12 protein-coding genes are annotated in these 15479 nt (G+C 73.9%); 10 read left to right on the top strand and 2 right to left on the bottom strand.

The genetic code is table 11. The features are described from left to right. The first annotated feature begins 49 nt into the window (after nucleotides 1-49). The 6 genes from yajC to M3148_RS03620 all read left to right on the top strand — a co-directional run bounded on the left by yajC (nucleotide 50) and on the right by M3148_RS03620 (nucleotide 7049). Entirely contained in the window at nucleotides 50-445 is a 396-nt protein-coding gene (gene yajC, locus M3148_RS03645; protein ID WP_251303276.1) for a preprotein translocase subunit YajC, read from the top strand. Nucleotides 446-474: 29 nt separating this feature from the next. After that, nucleotides 475-2421 carry a protein translocase subunit SecD gene (gene secD / locus M3148_RS03640; RefSeq protein WP_251303275.1) on the top strand — a complete coding sequence of 649 codons (1947 nt, stop codon included), beginning with the start codon at nucleotides 475-477 and terminating at the stop codon, nucleotides 2419-2421. Then, nucleotides 2418-3503, top strand: a complete 1086-nt coding sequence (gene secF / locus M3148_RS03635) for a protein translocase subunit SecF (protein WP_251303274.1) — start codon at nucleotides 2418-2420, stop codon at nucleotides 3501-3503. Before secD ends, secF begins: the two co-directional genes overlap by 4 nt. Next, the gene (locus M3148_RS03630; RefSeq protein WP_251303273.1) at nucleotides 3500-4036 is read left to right on the top strand and encodes an adenine phosphoribosyltransferase; all 537 of its coding nucleotides are present in this window, start codon (nucleotides 3500-3502) and stop codon (nucleotides 4034-4036) included. Before secF ends, M3148_RS03630 begins: the two co-directional genes overlap by 4 nt. Before the next feature lie 47 nt (nucleotides 4037-4083). Next, nucleotides 4084-6384 (top strand): RelA/SpoT family protein, encoded by a 2301-nt coding sequence (locus M3148_RS03625; RefSeq protein WP_251303272.1) that lies wholly within the window; start codon nucleotides 4084-4086, stop codon nucleotides 6382-6384. Between the two features lie 95 nt (nucleotides 6385-6479). Next, entirely contained in the window at nucleotides 6480-7049 is a 570-nt protein-coding gene (locus M3148_RS03620; RefSeq protein ID WP_251303271.1) for a hypothetical protein, read from the top strand. A gap of 20 nt (nucleotides 7050-7069) precedes the next feature. Here the strand turns inward: M3148_RS03620 and M3148_RS03615 are convergent, their stop codons facing one another. Then, on the bottom strand, nucleotides 7070-9124 hold the full coding sequence (locus tag M3148_RS03615; RefSeq protein WP_251303270.1) for a DUF349 domain-containing protein: 2055 nt from the start codon (nucleotides 9122-9124) through the stop codon (nucleotides 7070-7072). Next, nucleotides 9117-9902, bottom strand: coding sequence for a peptidylprolyl isomerase (locus tag M3148_RS03610; protein ID WP_251303269.1), 786 nt, complete (start codon nucleotides 9900-9902; stop codon nucleotides 9117-9119). Before M3148_RS03610 ends, M3148_RS03615 begins: the two co-directional genes overlap by 8 nt. Nucleotides 9903-10053: 151 nt before the next feature. Between M3148_RS03610 and M3148_RS03605 the strand changes: the two genes are divergently transcribed. The 4 genes from M3148_RS03605 to M3148_RS03590 are packed head-to-tail and all read left to right on the top strand — an operon-like array spanning nucleotide 10054 to nucleotide 15443. Then, nucleotides 10054-10764 (top strand): MBL fold metallo-hydrolase, encoded by a 711-nt coding sequence (locus tag M3148_RS03605; RefSeq protein ID WP_251303268.1) that lies wholly within the window; start codon nucleotides 10054-10056, stop codon nucleotides 10762-10764. 38 nt (nucleotides 10765-10802) lie between these two features. Next, on the top strand, nucleotides 10803-12128 hold the full coding sequence (gene hisS / locus M3148_RS03600) for a histidine--tRNA ligase (RefSeq protein WP_251303267.1): 1326 nt from the start codon (nucleotides 10803-10805) through the stop codon (nucleotides 12126-12128). A gap of 1 nt (nucleotide 12129) precedes the next feature. After that, entirely contained in the window at nucleotides 12130-13875 is a 1746-nt protein-coding gene (locus tag M3148_RS03595) for a dynamin family protein (protein ID WP_251303266.1), read from the top strand. Further along, entirely contained in the window at nucleotides 13872-15443 is a 1572-nt protein-coding gene (locus tag M3148_RS03590) for a GTPase (RefSeq protein WP_251303265.1), read from the top strand. Before M3148_RS03595 ends, M3148_RS03590 begins: the two co-directional genes overlap by 4 nt. Nucleotides 15444-15479 lie beyond the last annotated feature (36 nt).

Below are 15479 nucleotides of genomic sequence, written 5' to 3'. Positions count from 1 at the left end.
GGTGAGACGCGCCCTGTCGCGATCCCACCGCCACCAAGGGAGTAGTGCCGTGGAGTTCCTCATCCTCATCGCCGTGTTCGGACTCATGATGTGGATGATGTCCCGAGGGGCGAAGAAGCAGCGTCAGGCCGCCGCCGCGCTGCGCAACAGCCTCGAGGTCGGCCAGCAGGTCATGACCGCCTCCGGCTTCTACGGCACGATCGTCGACGTCGACGGCGACGTCATCACCCTCGAGTCCACCCCCGGCGTCGAGACCATGTGGAAGCGCGAGTCGATCCACTCCGTCACCGAGCCGCCCTTCGCGGTCGTGGACGAGGAGACCGCCGAGGACGAGGACGTGACCACGGTCGAGGTTCCCGACGACGCCTCCTCGCTCACCCGCGCGGACGAGGCCGTCTCCACCGACGAGCGCCCCGGCGACGAGAGCGACGAGCGGCGCGCCTGAGCGCCCCTCCACACAGAGAGAAGATCGCGTTGGCGACAACCGCCCCACGCCCGCTGCGCAGGATCATCGTCCTGCTCGTCATCGTCGCAGCGATGTTCGGTTCCGTTGCGATCGCCCAGCAGCTGGGTGACGACGACGCCGAGGGGGGCGCGTCCTTCGCGCCCGGCCTCGCCCTCGACCTCGAGGGCGGCGTCCAGCTCATCCTCACGCCCCGGCTCGACCCGGAGGCCGAGGGCGGCGACGGCGAGATCACCGACGACGACATCGACCAGGCCATCGAGATCATCCGCCAGCGCGTGGACGCCTCCGGCGTCGCCGAGGCCGAGATCACCCGGCAGGGCTCCGCCAACATCGTCGTCGGCCTCCCCGGCCGCCCCGACGAGGCCACCCTCGACCTCGTGCGGCAGTCCGCGCAGCTGCGCTTCCGCCCGGTCCTCACGATGGCGGACCCCGCGCCGATCGACCCGAGCCAGACCGAGCAGCCGCCCGCCCCCGAGGCGGACGCCGAGGCGGACGCCCCGGAGGACTCCGGGACGGCAGTGCCCACGGACGGCGCGACCGACCCCGCCGCGGAGCAGCCCGCTGACGGCGCCACCGAGGCGCCCGCAGCGGAACCGTCCGGGGAGCCCGCGGGCGACGCCGACCGCGCGGCCATCGAGGAGGCGGCCTTCGCAGCCGCCGACACGAACGGTGACGGCGAGCTCTCGACCACTCCGGCGACCGAGCCGACGAGCAACAGCGACGCCGGGGCCTGGGTCACCGAGCAGGTCGCCTACGACATGTACACCCTCGACTGCACCGACCCGGCGAACCTCGTCGGCGGGCTCGAGGATGCCGCGGACGAGCCCCTCGTCACCTGCTCGCAGGACGGGTCGAGCAAGTTCGTCCTCGGGCCGGTCGACGTCGAGGGCACGCAGATCGACGCGGCCAGCTCCGGGATGGAGCCGACGTCCAGCCAGTGGCTCGTCAACCTCGAGTTCACCGGAGACGGTGGTGACCGCTTCGGGGAGGTCTCCCAGCGGCTCTTTGCCCTCACGCCGCCGCAGAACCAGTTCGCCGTGGTGCTCGACGGCCTGGTCATCTCCGCCCCGCGGATCAACGAGCCGATCCTCGACGGTCGCGCCCAGATCTCGGGCAGCTTCACCCGCGAGAGCGCCAACACCCTGGCCAACCAGCTGAACTTCGGGTCGCTGCCGCTCAACTTCGAGGTGCAGAGCGAGGAGCAGATCTCCGCGACCCTCGGGTCCGAGCACCTGCGTAGCGGCCTCATCGCCGGCCTTGGTGGCCTGGTGCTCGTCGCGCTGTACCTGCTGTGGCAGTACCGCGGACTCGCGGTCGTGGCGGTGAGCAGCCTGCTCATCGCCGCCGTCACGACGTACGGGACGATCCTCGTGCTGTCGTGGCTCCAGGGCTACCGGCTGTCTCTCGCAGGCGTCGCCGGACTCATCGTCGCCGTCGGCATCACGGCCGACTCCTTCATCCTGTACTTCGAGCGCATCCGCGACGAGATCCGGGACGGCCGTACCCTCGAGGGCGGCGTGGAGCACGGCTGGAACCGTGCGAAGCGGACCATCGTCGTCTCCGACCTCGTCACCCTGCTCGCCGCGGTCATCCTGTACTTCCTCGCCGTCGGCGGGGTGCGGGGCTTTGCCTTCACCCTCGGCCTCACGACGCTCATCGACCTCGTCGTCGTCTTCCTCTTCACCCACCCGACGATGCAGCTGCTCATCCGCACCCGCTTCTTCGGTGAGGGGCACCGCCTGTCGGGCCTCAACCCCGAGAGCATCGGCGTCGACCCTGCGCGCTACCGCGGTCGCGGCCGCGTGAGTGAGCCGCGGCCGCGTCCCACCCCCCGGAAGGAGCCCGCCCGCGAGAAGCAGTCCGTGGGCGCCGCCCGGATGACCATCGCGGAGCGGCGAGCGGCCGAGCGCCGCGCCGCCGAGCAGGCGACGACCACCGAGGAGGAGGGCCGATGACCCGCCTGTCGAACCTGGGCAACGAGCTTCACACCGGCGAACGCTCCTTCCCATTCGTCCAACGCCGTCGCACCTGGCTCACCGCCGCGGCCGTGCTCGTCCTGCTCTCCGTGCTCCTCGTCGCCTTCAAGGGCATCAATGCGGGCATCGAGTTCACCGGTGGCTCGCAGTTCACGGTCACGGGCACGCAGAACCTGGAGGAGCAGCCCGCCCACGACGTCGTCGCCGAGGTCGGTACCGGGCAGGTGGCGCGCGTGTCGACGGTCGGCTCGACCTCCGTGCGCGTGCAGACCGAGGAGCTGAGCCCCGAGCAGACGGACGCCGTGCGTCAAGGCCTGGCCGAGGCCTACGAGGTCCCGGAGGCGGACGTCGCCTCCACGTTCATCGGCCCCTCCTGGGGGCAGGACATCACGCGTCAGGCGCTCGTGGGCCTGATCGTCTTCATCGTGCTCGTGACGATCGTGCTCTCGATCTACTTCCGCAGCTGGCAGATGGCCGGCGCGGCACTCGTCTCCCTCATCAACGACCTGGTGCTCACGGTCGGCGTGTACGCCCTCATCGGGTGGGAGGTCACCCCGGCCACGGTCATCGGGCTCCTGACGATCCTCGGGTACTCGCTGTACGACACCGTCGTCGTCTTCGACAAGGTCCGGGAGAACACCCAGCACCTCGACGAGCAGCACGAGCGGACCTACGCCGAGCTGTCCAACCTCGCGGTCAACCAGACGCTCGTCCGGTCGATCAACACCTCGCTCACCTCGCTCCTGCCCGTCGGGTCGATCCTCTTCGTGGGTGCGCTCCTCCTCGGCGCGGGCACGCTCCGCGACATCGCCCTCGCGCTGTTCGTCGGCATGTTCGTCTCGACCGTGTCCTCGGTCTTCGTCGCCACGCCGCTGCAGGTCGTCCTGCAGGAGCGCAGCGAGGGGATCCGCCAGCACACGAGCGACGTCCTCGAGCGCCGTCGCCGTCGCACCGGCAGCGACGCGGTGGCGGTCGCGGCGGTGGCCGCCGAGGAGAGCACCGTCGCGGGGACCCACCGTGGCCAGGCGGCCCAGCCCAAGCGCCGGAAGGGGCGACGATGACCGACTTCCCCGAGGAGCTCATCCAGCTGCTCGACTCGCACGTCCGTGAGGTGCCCGACTTCCCCGAGCCCGGGGTCCTGTTCCGGGACATCACGCCGTTGCTCGCCGACGGTCCTGCGTTCGCGGCGCTCGTCGACGCGCTGGCCGAGCGCTACCGGGGCAAGGTCGACGCCGTCGCCGGGCTCGAGTCGCGCGGCTTCATCCTCGCGGCGCCGCTCGCCCACGCGCTCGGCGTCGGGATGATCACCATCCGCAAGGCCGGGCGTCTGCCCGGGCCCGTGACCGGCGTGGACTACACCCTGGAGTACGGGACGGCGCGGCTGGAGCTGCGCCCCGAGACGGTGACGGCGGACCAGCGGGTCCTCATCATCGACGACGTCCTCGCCACCGGGGGCACCGCCCGCGCCGCCATCGAGCTCGTCGAGGGCGCCGGGGCGCAGGTGGCGGGCCTGACGATGCTCCTCGAGCTCGACGAGCTGCGGGGCCGTGAGCAGCTGACGGGCTACCCGCTGGACAGCATCCTGCGGTACTGACTGTCCCTGGTGCTCGGATCCGTCGCCACGCTGCCTAGAATGGGGCGATGGCGGAGGAGACGGTCACCGGCGCAGGCCCGGACGCACGCGGACCCCGGGTGCGGTCGCGCTTCGCGCTGCTCGGCTCGCGCGGCCACAGTGCCTCCCCGGCGATCGAGCCGGTCCTCCACGCGCTGAGGTCCAACCACCCGCGGGCCGACACCGCGCTGATCGAGCGGGCCTTCACCGTCGCCGAGCGCGCCCACCGCGGGCAGATGCGCAAGAGCGGTGACCCGTACATCACCCATCCCGTCGCGGTGACGACGATCCTCGCGGAGCTCGGGATGACGGTGCCCACGCTGGCGGCGGCGCTGCTCCACGACACCGTCGAGGACACCGACTACTCCCTCCAGCAGCTGCGCAGCGAGTTCGGCGAGGAGATCGCGCTCCTCGTCGACGGCGTCACCAAGCTTGACAAGGTCACCTACGGCGAGGCCGCCGAGGCCGAGACGGTCCGCAAGATGGTCGTCGCGATGGCGCGGGACATCCGGGTCCTCGTCATCAAGCTCGCCGACCGGCTCCACAACGCCCGCACCTGGAAGTACGTCTCGGCGTCCTCCGCAGGACGCAAGGCGCGCGAGACCCTCGAGATCTACGCCCCGCTCGCACACCGGCTGGGCATGAACACGATCAAGTGGGAGCTGGAGGACCTGTCCTTCGCCACGCTCTACCCCAAGGTCTACGACGAGATCGTGCACCTCGTGGCCGAGCGGGCCCCGGCGCGCGACGAGTACCTGTCCACCGTGCGCGGTCAGATCGAGTCGGACCTGCGCTCCAACAAGATCCGCGCGACCGTCACCGGCCGGCCCAAGCACTACTACTCGATCTACCAGAAGATGATCGTGCGCGGCCGCGACTTCGACGACATCTTCGACCTCGTCGGCGTCCGCATCCTCGTCGACTCGGTCAAGGACTGCTACGCCGTCCTCGGCACGATGCACGCGCGCTGGAACCCCCTGCCCGGGCGGTTCAAGGACTACATCGCGATGCCGAAGTTCAACCTCTACCAGTCGCTCCACACGACCGTCATCGGTCCGGGTGGGAAGCCGGTGGAGATCCAGATCCGCACCCACGACATGCACCGCCGGGCGGAGTACGGCGTCGCGGCCCACTGGAAGTACAAGGAGGCCGCGCGCGGCCAGACAGTCGACGTCCCCAAGGGCGCGGAGGAGATGGGCTGGCTGCGCCAGCTCGTCGACTGGCAGCGCGAGACCGCCGACCCCGGTGAGTTCCTCGACTCCCTGCGCTTCGAGATCTCCGGGTCCCAGGTCTACGTCTTCACCCCCAAGGGTGACGTCATGGCCCTGGCGCCGGGAGCGACGCCCGTGGACTTCGCCTACGCCGTCCACACCGAGGTGGGTCACCGGACGGTGGGCGCCCGCGTCAACGGACGTCTCGTGTCCCTGGAGTCGCGGCTCGAGAACGGTGACACCGTCGAGGTCTTCACCTCCAAGTCCGAGTCGGCCGGCCCGAGCCGAGACTGGCTGAACTTCGTCACCACCCCCCGCGCCCGCAACAAGATCCGGGCCTGGTTCACCAAGGAACGCCGCGAGGAGGCGATCGAGGCCGGCAAGGGCCTCATCGCCCGGGCGATGCGCAAGCAGAACCTGCCGATCCAGCGCCTCATGTCGCACGACACCGTCACCGCGCTCGCGCACGAGATGAACTACGCCGACGTGTCGGCCCTGTACGCCGCGGTGGGCGAGAGCCAGGTGTCGGCGACCAACGTCGTCCAGAAGCTCGTCCAGTCGATGGGCGGCGAGTCCGGCGCCGAGGAGGACCTCGCCGAGGCGACGATGCCGGGGGAGAGCCGGCCGCGGCTGCGTGCGGGGGACCCAGGGATCGCCGTCAAGGGCATGGACTCCGGGGACCTGTGGGTCAAGCTGGCCCGATGCTGCACCCCGGTGCCCGGCGACCCCGTCGTCGGCTTCGTCACGCGCGGCTCGGGCGTCTCGGTGCACCGCACCGACTGCGGCAACCTCGACAGCTTGCGCAACGAGCCCGAGCGCATGGTGGACGTCGAGTGGTCGCTGCACGGCCAGAGCTCCTTCCTCGTCCAGATCCAGGTCGAGGCGCTCGACCGCGCCGGCCTCCTCTCCGACGTCACGCGGGTGCTGTCGGACAACCACGTCAACATCCTCTCGGCCTCGGTCCAGACGAGCCGCGACCGCGTGGCGCTGTCGAAGTTCGTCTTCGAGATGGCCGAGCCCTCCCACCTCGGGCACGTCCTGTCCGCGGTCCGGCGCATCGACGGCGTCTTCGACGTCTACCGCATCACCGGTGCCCGGTCCGAGGCCCGGATGAAGTAGCCGGGTCCTCCACAGCACCCGCCTCACGCTCGGGCCGTCCACAGCGGACGGCCCTCGCCCAGCGCACCGCCCGACGGCGGGGGCAGGCTCAGCCCATGACGCGCGCGCTGGCCTGGCTCGAGGCGCCGTCGCCCACCCCGGCGGCGGCGGTGCTTCCAGCGCTGCCCGGCCTGCGCGGTGAACGGTACGACGGGCTACTCGTCGCGACGCCGGGTGGCGGCGTCGCGCCCGTGGACCTGCTCTCCCGCCCGGCAGGCCGGGCATGGTCCCTGCGGGGCGTCTTGCCGCGCGGAGCGTCGCTGGCCCGCGGCACGGCGGTGTGGGTCCACACCGGGCGCCTGTGCCCGGAGCGGGCGGAGGTCGTCGTCGAGCCGGGACGGCGGCTGCACGCCGGCGCTGTCGTCCACCGGCAGCGGTTGGAGGAGGTCGACGTCGAGCTACTCGGCGGGGTCCCGACGACGACGCCGCTGCGTACCGCCGTCGACCTCCTTTGCTTCGCGGAGGGCGGACTCGCCGTCGCGGGCACGTGCGCCCTCGTCCTCGGCGGGCTCGCGCCGTCGCAGGTGCGTGAGGCGCTGAGCCGTCCCGGTCGCCGGGCGCCGGTCCGGCGCGCCACGGCCCTCCTCACGGCGGCCGAGGACGCAGCGAGGCGGCGGCGTCCATGACGCCGCCGCCTCGCTCGGGCTCAGGCTCCCGCGGAGCGCAGGATCTGGTCGAGCCAGGTCTTGCGCGCCTCGAGAGCAGTGGCCGCCTCCTTCTCGGCGCGGGCGTCGCCGGCGGCGCGCGCCTGGGCAAGCTGCTGCTCGAGGGCGTCGATCGCCTCGTAGAGCTGGGCAGCCGCGCCCTCGGCTCGAGCCCTCTTCTCCGGGTCGCTGCGGCTCCAGCGCTCCTGGTCCGCCTCACGGACGGCCTGCTCGACCGCCCGCATCCGGCCCTCGACCCGCTGGACGTCGTTCCGCGGGACCTTGCCCGCCTCGTCCCACTTGTCCTGGATCGGGCGCAGTGCCGCCTTGGCGGCCTCCGGGTCGGTGACCGGCAGGAGTGCCTCGGCCTGCTCGAGCAGCGTGAGCTTCACCTCGAGGTTGGCCGCGTATTCCGCGTCGATCTGGGCGTTCTCGCTCTCGCGGGCCTCGTAGAAGGCCTGCCGGGCGGCGCGGAAGCGCGCCCACAGGGCGTCGTCCTCCTTGCGGCTGGCGCGGCCGGCCGCCTTCCAGCGGTCCATGAGCTCCCGGTAGGCCGCGGACGTGCGCCCCCAGTCGGTCGACGTGGACAGCGCCTCCGCCTCGGCGATGAGCTGCTCCTTGGCCCGCTTGACCTCCGACTGGGTGGCGTCCAGCTGGGAGAAGAAGTGGCCCCGGTTGCGGTCGAAGGTCGTCCGCGCTCGGGAGAAGCGCTTCCACAGCGCGTCCTCGGTGGGACGGTCCAGGCGCGGCCCCGAGCGCTGGGCCTGCTTCCACTGCTCCAGGAGCGTGCGCAGCTCGTCTCCGCTGGAGCGCCAGTGGGTGCTGGCCGGGTCCGCGGCGGCGATGGCCTCCGCGCGCTCGACCACGGCGGTGCGCTCCTCGAGCGCCTTGGCCTTGGCGGCCTCGCGCTCCGCGCTGATCTCCTTGCGACGGGTCGCGGCGCGTTCGCGCAGGACCTCGACGCGGGCACGCAGACCGTCGAGGTCGCCGACGGCCGCCGGCTCGGCGAGCGCCTCAGTGAGGGTCGCCAGGGTCTGGTCGATCTCCTTGGTCTGCAGCTGGGGGAGGCGGGTCTCGAACAGAACCACCTGGGCCTGGAGGTCCAGGAAGCGGCGCACGTAGAAGGCCAGGGCCTCGTCCATGTCCGCGCCGGTGTACTGGCCCACCGTGCGCTCCCCGGCGGCCTCACGCACCCAGACGGTCCCGTCGGGGTCCACCCGGCCCCAGGCGGCCGCCGCGGCGGCCTCCTTGGCGTCGTCGAGGACAGGAGTGACCACGGCCGGTGCGGGCGCGGCACCCTGCGGCGCACGGGCCGCGGGCTTGCGCAGCGCCGAGGGCTTGGGCAGCGGCCGGGGGACTGCCGCCGGCCGCGGCGCGGGAGCGGGCGCCTGGGCGGCTTCCGCCTCGATCGTGCCGCCGGGCTCGGCCGTGGCCGGCTCGGCAGGAGCCTCGGCCTGCTCGGCGGGCCCGCCGGTCTGCTCGGCAGGCGCGCCGGTCGGAGCCGCAGCCTGGTCTGCGGGAGCCTCGGCCTGCTCGGTCGGAGCCTCAGCGTGGTCTGCGGGAGCCTCGGCCTGCTCGGTCGGAGCCTCAGCGTGGTCTGCGGGAGCCTCGGCCTGCTCGGTCGGAGCCTCAGCGTGGTCTGCGGGAGCCTCGGCCTGCTCGGCCGGAGCCTCGGTGGGCTCTGCAGGAGCCTCGTCCTGGTCTGATGCCTCCGCCGGTGCCTCCTGCTGCTCGGTGGGGGTGTCGGCAGCCGCGGGGTCGCCCTCAGGCAGCCCCGTAGGAGCCGCGGCTCCCTCGGGTGCCTCGGCCGGTGCTTCCGGCTGCTCGGTCGGGGCGTCAGCAGCCGCCGTGGCGGCATCAGCCTCCTCGGCTGCCTCGGCGGGGGCCTCGGCCTGCTGGCTGGGGGACTCGGCCTGTTCGGCCTTCGTCTCCTCGACGGGAGCGTCCTGCGTGGCAGCAGGCGCAGGCGGCAATCCCCCCTGCTCCGTCAGCGCGACGCTCTCGATCGCGTCCGCTGTCGGCTCGTCCGCGGGGCGCGGGGTCTGCTGCTCAGTCAATGGTCACTCCTTCGATGGTGACGGGAAGGGCCGGCTGCTCAGTGCCCTCGACGGTGCCCGCCGAGCCGACCTGCTGGAGGATGTCCAGCCCTTCGGTCACACGACCGAAGACGCTGTAACCGCCGGCGTTGTCCGACGGAAGTGGGACGTCGGCGAACACCATGAAGAACTGGCTGCCCATCGACTCTGCATTGTTGCTCTGACGCGCCATGGCGAGCGTGCCCGCCGGGTAGACGTCGTCCTCGGGCGCGTTCTCGACCGGCCCGAAGCTGTACCCCGGTCCGCCCGTGCCCGTGGCCGTCGGGTCGCCGCACTGGAGCAGGGAGCCCGGCAGCAGCCGGTGGCAGGCGGTGCCGTCGTAGAAGCCGTCACGCGCCAGGCGCAGGAAGTTCGCCGCCGCCTGGGGTGCGTTCTGCCCGTCGATCTCCATCGCAATGTCGCCGGCGCTCGTCTGGACGGTCACGTCCCACGTACGGCCCTCGGCCTCGGCCGCGTCCGGTGCGGCGTCGTAGAGCTCGGGGTCGGTCGTCGGCAGGGCAGCGGGCGCCTCGGCCGGCGCGGTGGTCACCGTGTCCGTCGGCTGGGTCTCCGGCTCCTCTGCGTCCGGCCGGTTGGTCAGGAGCAGCGCGATGACCGCGGCCACCACGGCGAGGCCGACGATCGTGGCGACGACCATCGTCGTGCGGCGCCGGCGCGCGGCCTTCTCGCGGCTGCGCTTGTCCCAGCTCTCCTGGCGGCGCTTCTGGTAGGCGCGCTCCTGCTTGCTGCTGCGGGTCACGAATTCTCCTGGTGGTGGTGCCCGGCGGCACCGCGACGAACGAACGCCGACAAGTCTAGGCGGAACCTGGCCCCGCCGTGACCGTCCTCACGCCCGAGCACTGCTCGGCTCGTCGGCGGGCGTCCCGCGGGCCCCTGGCTAGGGTGGGCGGATGCTCCTCCACGGCCTGCGTTCGCCGGTCTTCGGCACCAACACCCTGGTCCTCGCGGCGGCTGCCGACGGGCCCGCCGTCGTCGTCGACCCCGGCGCCGGCTCCGCCCCGCTCGTCCACGAGGCGCTGCGCCGTCACGGCCTCCACGTGGGCGCCGTCGTCCTCACCCACGGGCACGCCGACCACCTGTGGGACTGTGCCGCCGTGGCGGGGGAGGCACCCGTGCTCGTCGGGGCGGACGACGCCGACCGCTTCACCGACCCGGCCGGCCACCTCGGTGCCGTCGGCGGCGCCTTCGCCGCGCTCGCGGGCACGGCGTGGCAGCCGGTGAGCGAGGTCCGCCCGGTCGGTCCCGGCGCCCACGAGCCGGTGCCCGGCGTCGTGCTCCACGCCGTCGCGGCGCCCGGCCACACGCCCGGCAGCACCCTGTGGCGGCTCGACGGCGTCACCGCCCTCACCGGCCCCGCCTTCGCCGAGGCGGGGGTCACCGCCCACGACGGCCCCGTCGTCCTCACCGGCGACGTCGTCTTCGCCGGCTCCGTCGGACGCACCGACCTCCCGGGCGGGGACGAGGCGACGATGCGCCGCACGCTGCGGGAGCTCGCCTCCTCACTGCCCGCCGACGCCCTCCTCGTGCCGGGCCACGGACCGGCGACGACGGCGGCGCGCGAGCTCGCGACCAACCCGTTCATCGCCCGCGCGCTGGCCTGAGCCAGGCCCAGCCACCGAACCTCACTAGGATCGCACCCATGGCCCGTCCCACCCCCTTGTCCGGATTCCCCGAGTGGCTGCCCGCTGAGCGCGCCGTCGAGACCTACGTCCTCGACGTCCTGCGCCGCACCTTCGAGCTGCACGGCTTCGCGGGCATCGAGACCCGCGCCGTCGAGCCCGTCGAGGAGCTCCTGCGCAAGGGGGAGACGTCCAAGGAGGTCTACGCGGTCAGCCGTCTCCACGACGAGGACGGCGCCTCCTCCGAGAAGCGCCTGGGCCTGCACTTCGACCTCACCGTGCCGCTCGCCCGGTACGTCCTCGAGCACGCCGGCAAGCTCGTCTTCCCCTTCAAGCGCTACCAGATCCAGAAGGTCTGGCGCGGGGAGCGCCCGCAGGAGGGCCGCTTCCGGGAGTTCACGCAGGCCGACGTCGACGTCGTCGGCTCCGAGACGCTGCCCTTCCACTACGAGGTCGAGCTGCCGCTCGTCATGGCCGAGGCACTGTCCGCGCTGCCCGTCCCGCCGGTGCGCATCGCCGTCAACAACCGCAAGATCGCCGAGGGCTTCTACACCGGCATCGGGCTCACCGACGTCGAGGGGGCGCTGCGCGCCATCGACAAGCTCGCCAAGACGGGACCCGACGCCGTCGCCGAGCTCCTCGAGAAGGACGCCGGCGCCACGCCGGAGCAGGCGCGCCAGGCCCTCGAGCTCGCCGCGATCAGCGGCAGCGACGCGGGCGTCGCGGAGCGCGTGCGCGCCCTGGGCGTGAGCACCCCGCTCCTCGAGGAGGGCCTGTCCGAGCTCGTCGCACTCGTCGAGGCGGCCGAGGAGCGTGTCCCGGGCACCGTCGTCGCCGACCTCTCGATCGCCCGCGGCCTGGACTACTACACCGGCTCGGTCTACGAGACGACGCTCGTCGGCCACGAGGACCTCGGCTCGATCTGCTCCGGCGGCCGCTACGACTCCCTCGCCTCCGACGGCTCGCGCACCTACCCCGGCGTCGGCCTGTCCATCGGCGTGTCCCGCCTCGTCGCGCGGATCCTCGGCGCCGGCCTGGCCGCCGCGAGCCGCTCGGTCCCCACCGCCGTCCTCGTCGCCGTCGGCTCGGAGGAGGAGCGCCGCCGCAGCGAGGACGTCGCCGCCGCCCTCCGCGCCCGCGGCATCCCCACCGACGTCGCCCCCACCGCCGCGAAGTTCGGTAAGCAGATCCGCCACGCCGACCGGCTGGGCATCCCCTTCGTCTGGTTCCCGGGCGGGGAGGGGCACGAGGTCAAGGACATCCGCTCCGGCGACCAGGAGCCCGCCGACCCCGCGAGCTGGACGCCACCCGCACAGGACCTCCTGCCCACGGTGCAGCGGACCTGAGATGACCCACGCCTCCGGGGAACCGCGCGACGACGTCGTCACGCGCCTGCGCACGCTCGACGAGCGGCTCACGCACACGGCGCTGCCGCTCGCCCTCCCCGGGGTGGAGGAGGCCCGCCGGCTGCAGCGCGGCCTCGTCGACCAGCTCGAGGACTACGTCCTGCCGCGCGCCGAGCGCCTCGACGCGCCCCTGCTCGCCGTCGTCGGCGGCTCCACCGGGGCGGGCAAGTCGACTCTTGTCAACTCCCTCGTGGGCCAGGAGGTCTCGCGGGCGTCGGCGATCCGGCCGACGACCCGGCGCCCGGTCCTCGTCCACCACCCCGACGACGCCGCCTGGTTCACCGGTGACCGCGTCCTCCCGGGGCTGGCCCGCGTGCAGGGGTCGGCACCGGCCGCGCCGCAGGCGCAGGAGGAGGAGCCGATCACCGAGCTCGGTCTCGTCGGGGCCGAGTCCGTCCCGCGCGGGCTCGCCCTCCTCGACGCCCCGGACATCGACTCCGTCGTCTCGGCCAACCGTCGCCTCGCCACGCAGCTCCTCGCGGCCGCCGACCTGTGGATCTTCGTCACGACGGCGGCCCGCTACGCCGACGCCGTGCCCTGGGAGCTGCTGCGCGAGGCGGCGGCCCGGCGCGTCGTCGTCGCCGTCGTCCTGGACCGCGTGCCACCCGGCACGGCGGGGGAGATCCGTGCCGACCTCGCCGATCGCCTCGACGCCGAGGGGCTCGCGCACGCGCCGCTCTTCGTCGTCTCCGAGCAGCCCGCAGGGGCTGCGCGCCGCCTGCCCGACGCCGACATCGAGCCCGTGCGCACCTGGCTCACCGGGCTCGTCGCCGACGCCGGCACCCGTGCGAGCGTCGCCCGCCAGACCCTGGCCGGTGCGGTCGCCGGCGTGCTGCGCGGCACCGCCGACATCGCCGGCGCCGCGGACGCCCAGGCCCGGGCCGTGGACGGCCTCACGGAGGCCGCCGTCGAGCACCACGCGGCCGCGTCCCGGGAGGTCATGGCGGCCACCGAGGACGGCACGCTCCTGCGCGGGGAGGTCCTCGCCCGGTGGCAGGAGTTCGTCGGCACGGGGGAGTGGCTACGCGGCGTGGAGGCCGCCGTCGGCCGCCTGCGTGACCGCGTCGCCGGCTTCCTGCGCGGGCGGCCACCCACCCAGGCGCGCGCCGAGGAGGCCATCGAGAGCGGGCTTGTCACGCTCGTCGTCTCCGAGGTGGAGCGCGCCGAGCGCGAGACCCGCCGCGCCTGGCAGAGCCTGCCGGGCGGGACCACCGCCCTCGAGGGCCTGCCGCCCCGGCCCGCCGCCGACGACCGGCCCCACCTCGCCGAGGAGGTCTCCGCCGAGGTGCGCGACTGGCAGCGCGCCCTGCTCGAGCGGGTGCGCGCCGAGGGCGAGGACCGGCGCGTGCGCGCCCGGATGCTCTCCCTCGGGGTCAACGCCTCCGGCGTCACGCTCATGCTCGTCGTCTTCGCCTTCTCCGGTGGCCTCACCGGCATCGAGGTGGGCGTGGCCGGCGGCACGGCCGTCGTCGGTCAGAAGGTTCTCGAGATGGTCTTCGGCGACCAGGCGGTGCGCGAGCTCGCGCGCCACGCGCAGCGTGACCTCGGCGAGCGCGTGGACCGGCTCCTCGAGGAGCACCGGCGCCCCTGGCTCGAGCGCGTCACGGCCCTGGGCGTGGACGCCGGCGCCGGGGACCGGCTGCGTGCGGCCGCCGACGCGGTGCGGTCCGTCGAGGGGGGCCGATGAGGCGCCGCACCCGGGCGCCGCTCCTCGAGGAGCGCGTGAGCGCCCTGGCGACGGCCGTGGAGTTGGGCGAGGGCATCGTGCCGCCCGCCCGCCTCCGGCCCGCCCGCGAGGTGCTCGAGCGCACCGGCGCCCGCAGCGCCCTCGCGCCCGGCGTCACCGTCGCGGCCCTGCTCGGTGCGACGGGCTCGGGCAAGTCGAGCCTGTTCAACGCGCTCGTCGGCGAGCCGCTGTCCGCCGTCCACGCGCGCCGCCCCACGACCACCCAGCCGTTGGCCGCCGTGTGGGACGCGCCCGGTGCCACCGGCCTCCTCGACTGGCTCGAGGTCCCCGACCGGAGGCTGCGGCCCACCGACCCGGCGCTGTCCGGCCTCGTCCTGCTGGACCTCCCGGACATCGACTCCACCCGCGTGGAGAACCGTGCCGTCGCCGCGCGCCTCGCCGAGCGGGTCGACGCCCTCGTGTGGGTGCTCGACCCGCAGAAGTACGCCGACGCCGTCGTCCACGAGGAGTACCTGCGCCCGCTGCGCGAGCACGCGGCCGTGAGCGTCGTCGTCCTCAACCAGGCCGACCGGCTGCCCGCCGACGAGCTGCCCGGCGTCCTGGTCCACCTGCGTCAGGTGCTGGCCGAGGACGGGATGGGCGACGTCGAGCTCCTCACCACCTCCGCCCGCACCGGTGCCGGCGTGCCCGAGCTTCGCAGCCGGCTCGCGCGGCTCGCGGGGGAGGGGCGCGCGGCCCGGGAGCGGCTGGAGGCGGACGTGCGGACCGTCGCCGGCAGCCTGCGCGACACCGCCGGCGGCGGTTCCTCGGCGCCGGACGCCGGTGACCTCGTCGACGCGTGCGCCTCGGCGGCCGGGGTGCGGGAGGTCGTTACCGCCGTCGAGCGCTCCTACCGCCGTCGCGCCGGCCGGCACGTGGGCTGGCCGCCGCTGCGCTGGCTGGGACGGCTGCGCCCGGACCCCCTGCGGCGCCTGCACCTCGAGAGCCCCGCGGCCGGCGCGTCGTCGCTGCCCGCGCCGACCCCGGCGCAGGAGGCGGGTGTCCGCACCGGCGTCCACGACCTCGCGTGGGGCGCCACCGAGGGCATGGCCGAGCCCTGGCGGGGCGCGGTCACCCAACGGGTCGAGGACCGGGTGCCGGTGCTCGTCGACGCGCTCGACACCGCCGTCGCGGGCACCGACCTGGGCGCCGAGCACCGTCCGTCGTGGTGGCGGCTGTGGTCGGTGCTCGGGCTGCTCCTGTTCACGACGGCGCTGGCCGGGGCGGCGTGGCTGGGCGCCCTGGCGGTGCTGGGCTACCTGCGCCTGCCCGAGCCCGAGACCCCGATGGCCGGGCCGCTGCCCTGGCCGACGGCGCTGCTCCTCGGTGGTCTCGTCGCCGGGCTGCTGCTCGCCCTCGCGGGGCGCCTGCTCGCACGGGTCGGGGCGCGACGCGCGGCCCGGCGTGCTCGCGGGCGCCTGTCCGCCGCCGTCGAGGGCGCGGCCACGCGGGCGATGGTCGAGCCGCTCCGGGCGGACCTCGACCGCTACCGGAAGTTCTCCGCCGCGGTGGAGCTCGCCGCCCGTTGACGCCGAGAGCCGGCCGCCCGCTGCTGCGGACGACCG

The sequence above is a fragment of the Georgenia satyanarayanai genome (assembly GCF_023715365.1).
Lineage (GTDB): Bacteria > Actinomycetota > Actinomycetes > Actinomycetales > Actinomycetaceae > Oceanitalea > Oceanitalea satyanarayanai_B.
Note: the sequence above shows the minus strand (reverse complement) of the source record. Positions and strands in the feature narration are given on the sequence as shown.

Coding starts and splice junctions, on each gene's coding strand:
- M3148_RS03620 (WP_251303271.1), top strand. CDS start 6,480: ATGACGCGCGCGCTGGCCTGGCTCGAGGCGCCGTCGCCCACCCCGGCG.
- M3148_RS03630 (WP_251303273.1), top strand. CDS start 3,500: ATGACCGACTTCCCCGAGGAGCTCATCCAGCTGCTCGACTCGCACGTC.
- hisS (WP_251303267.1), top strand. CDS start 10,803: ATGGCCCGTCCCACCCCCTTGTCCGGATTCCCCGAGTGGCTGCCCGCT.
- M3148_RS03595 (WP_251303266.1), top strand. CDS start 12,130: ATGACCCACGCCTCCGGGGAACCGCGCGACGACGTCGTCACGCGCCTG.
- M3148_RS03590 (WP_251303265.1), top strand. CDS start 13,872: ATGAGGCGCCGCACCCGGGCGCCGCTCCTCGAGGAGCGCGTGAGCGCC.
- M3148_RS03625 (WP_251303272.1), top strand. CDS start 4,084: ATGGCGGAGGAGACGGTCACCGGCGCAGGCCCGGACGCACGCGGACCC.
- M3148_RS03605 (WP_251303268.1), top strand. CDS start 10,054: ATGCTCCTCCACGGCCTGCGTTCGCCGGTCTTCGGCACCAACACCCTG.
- secF (WP_251303274.1), top strand. CDS start 2,418: ATGACCCGCCTGTCGAACCTGGGCAACGAGCTTCACACCGGCGAACGC.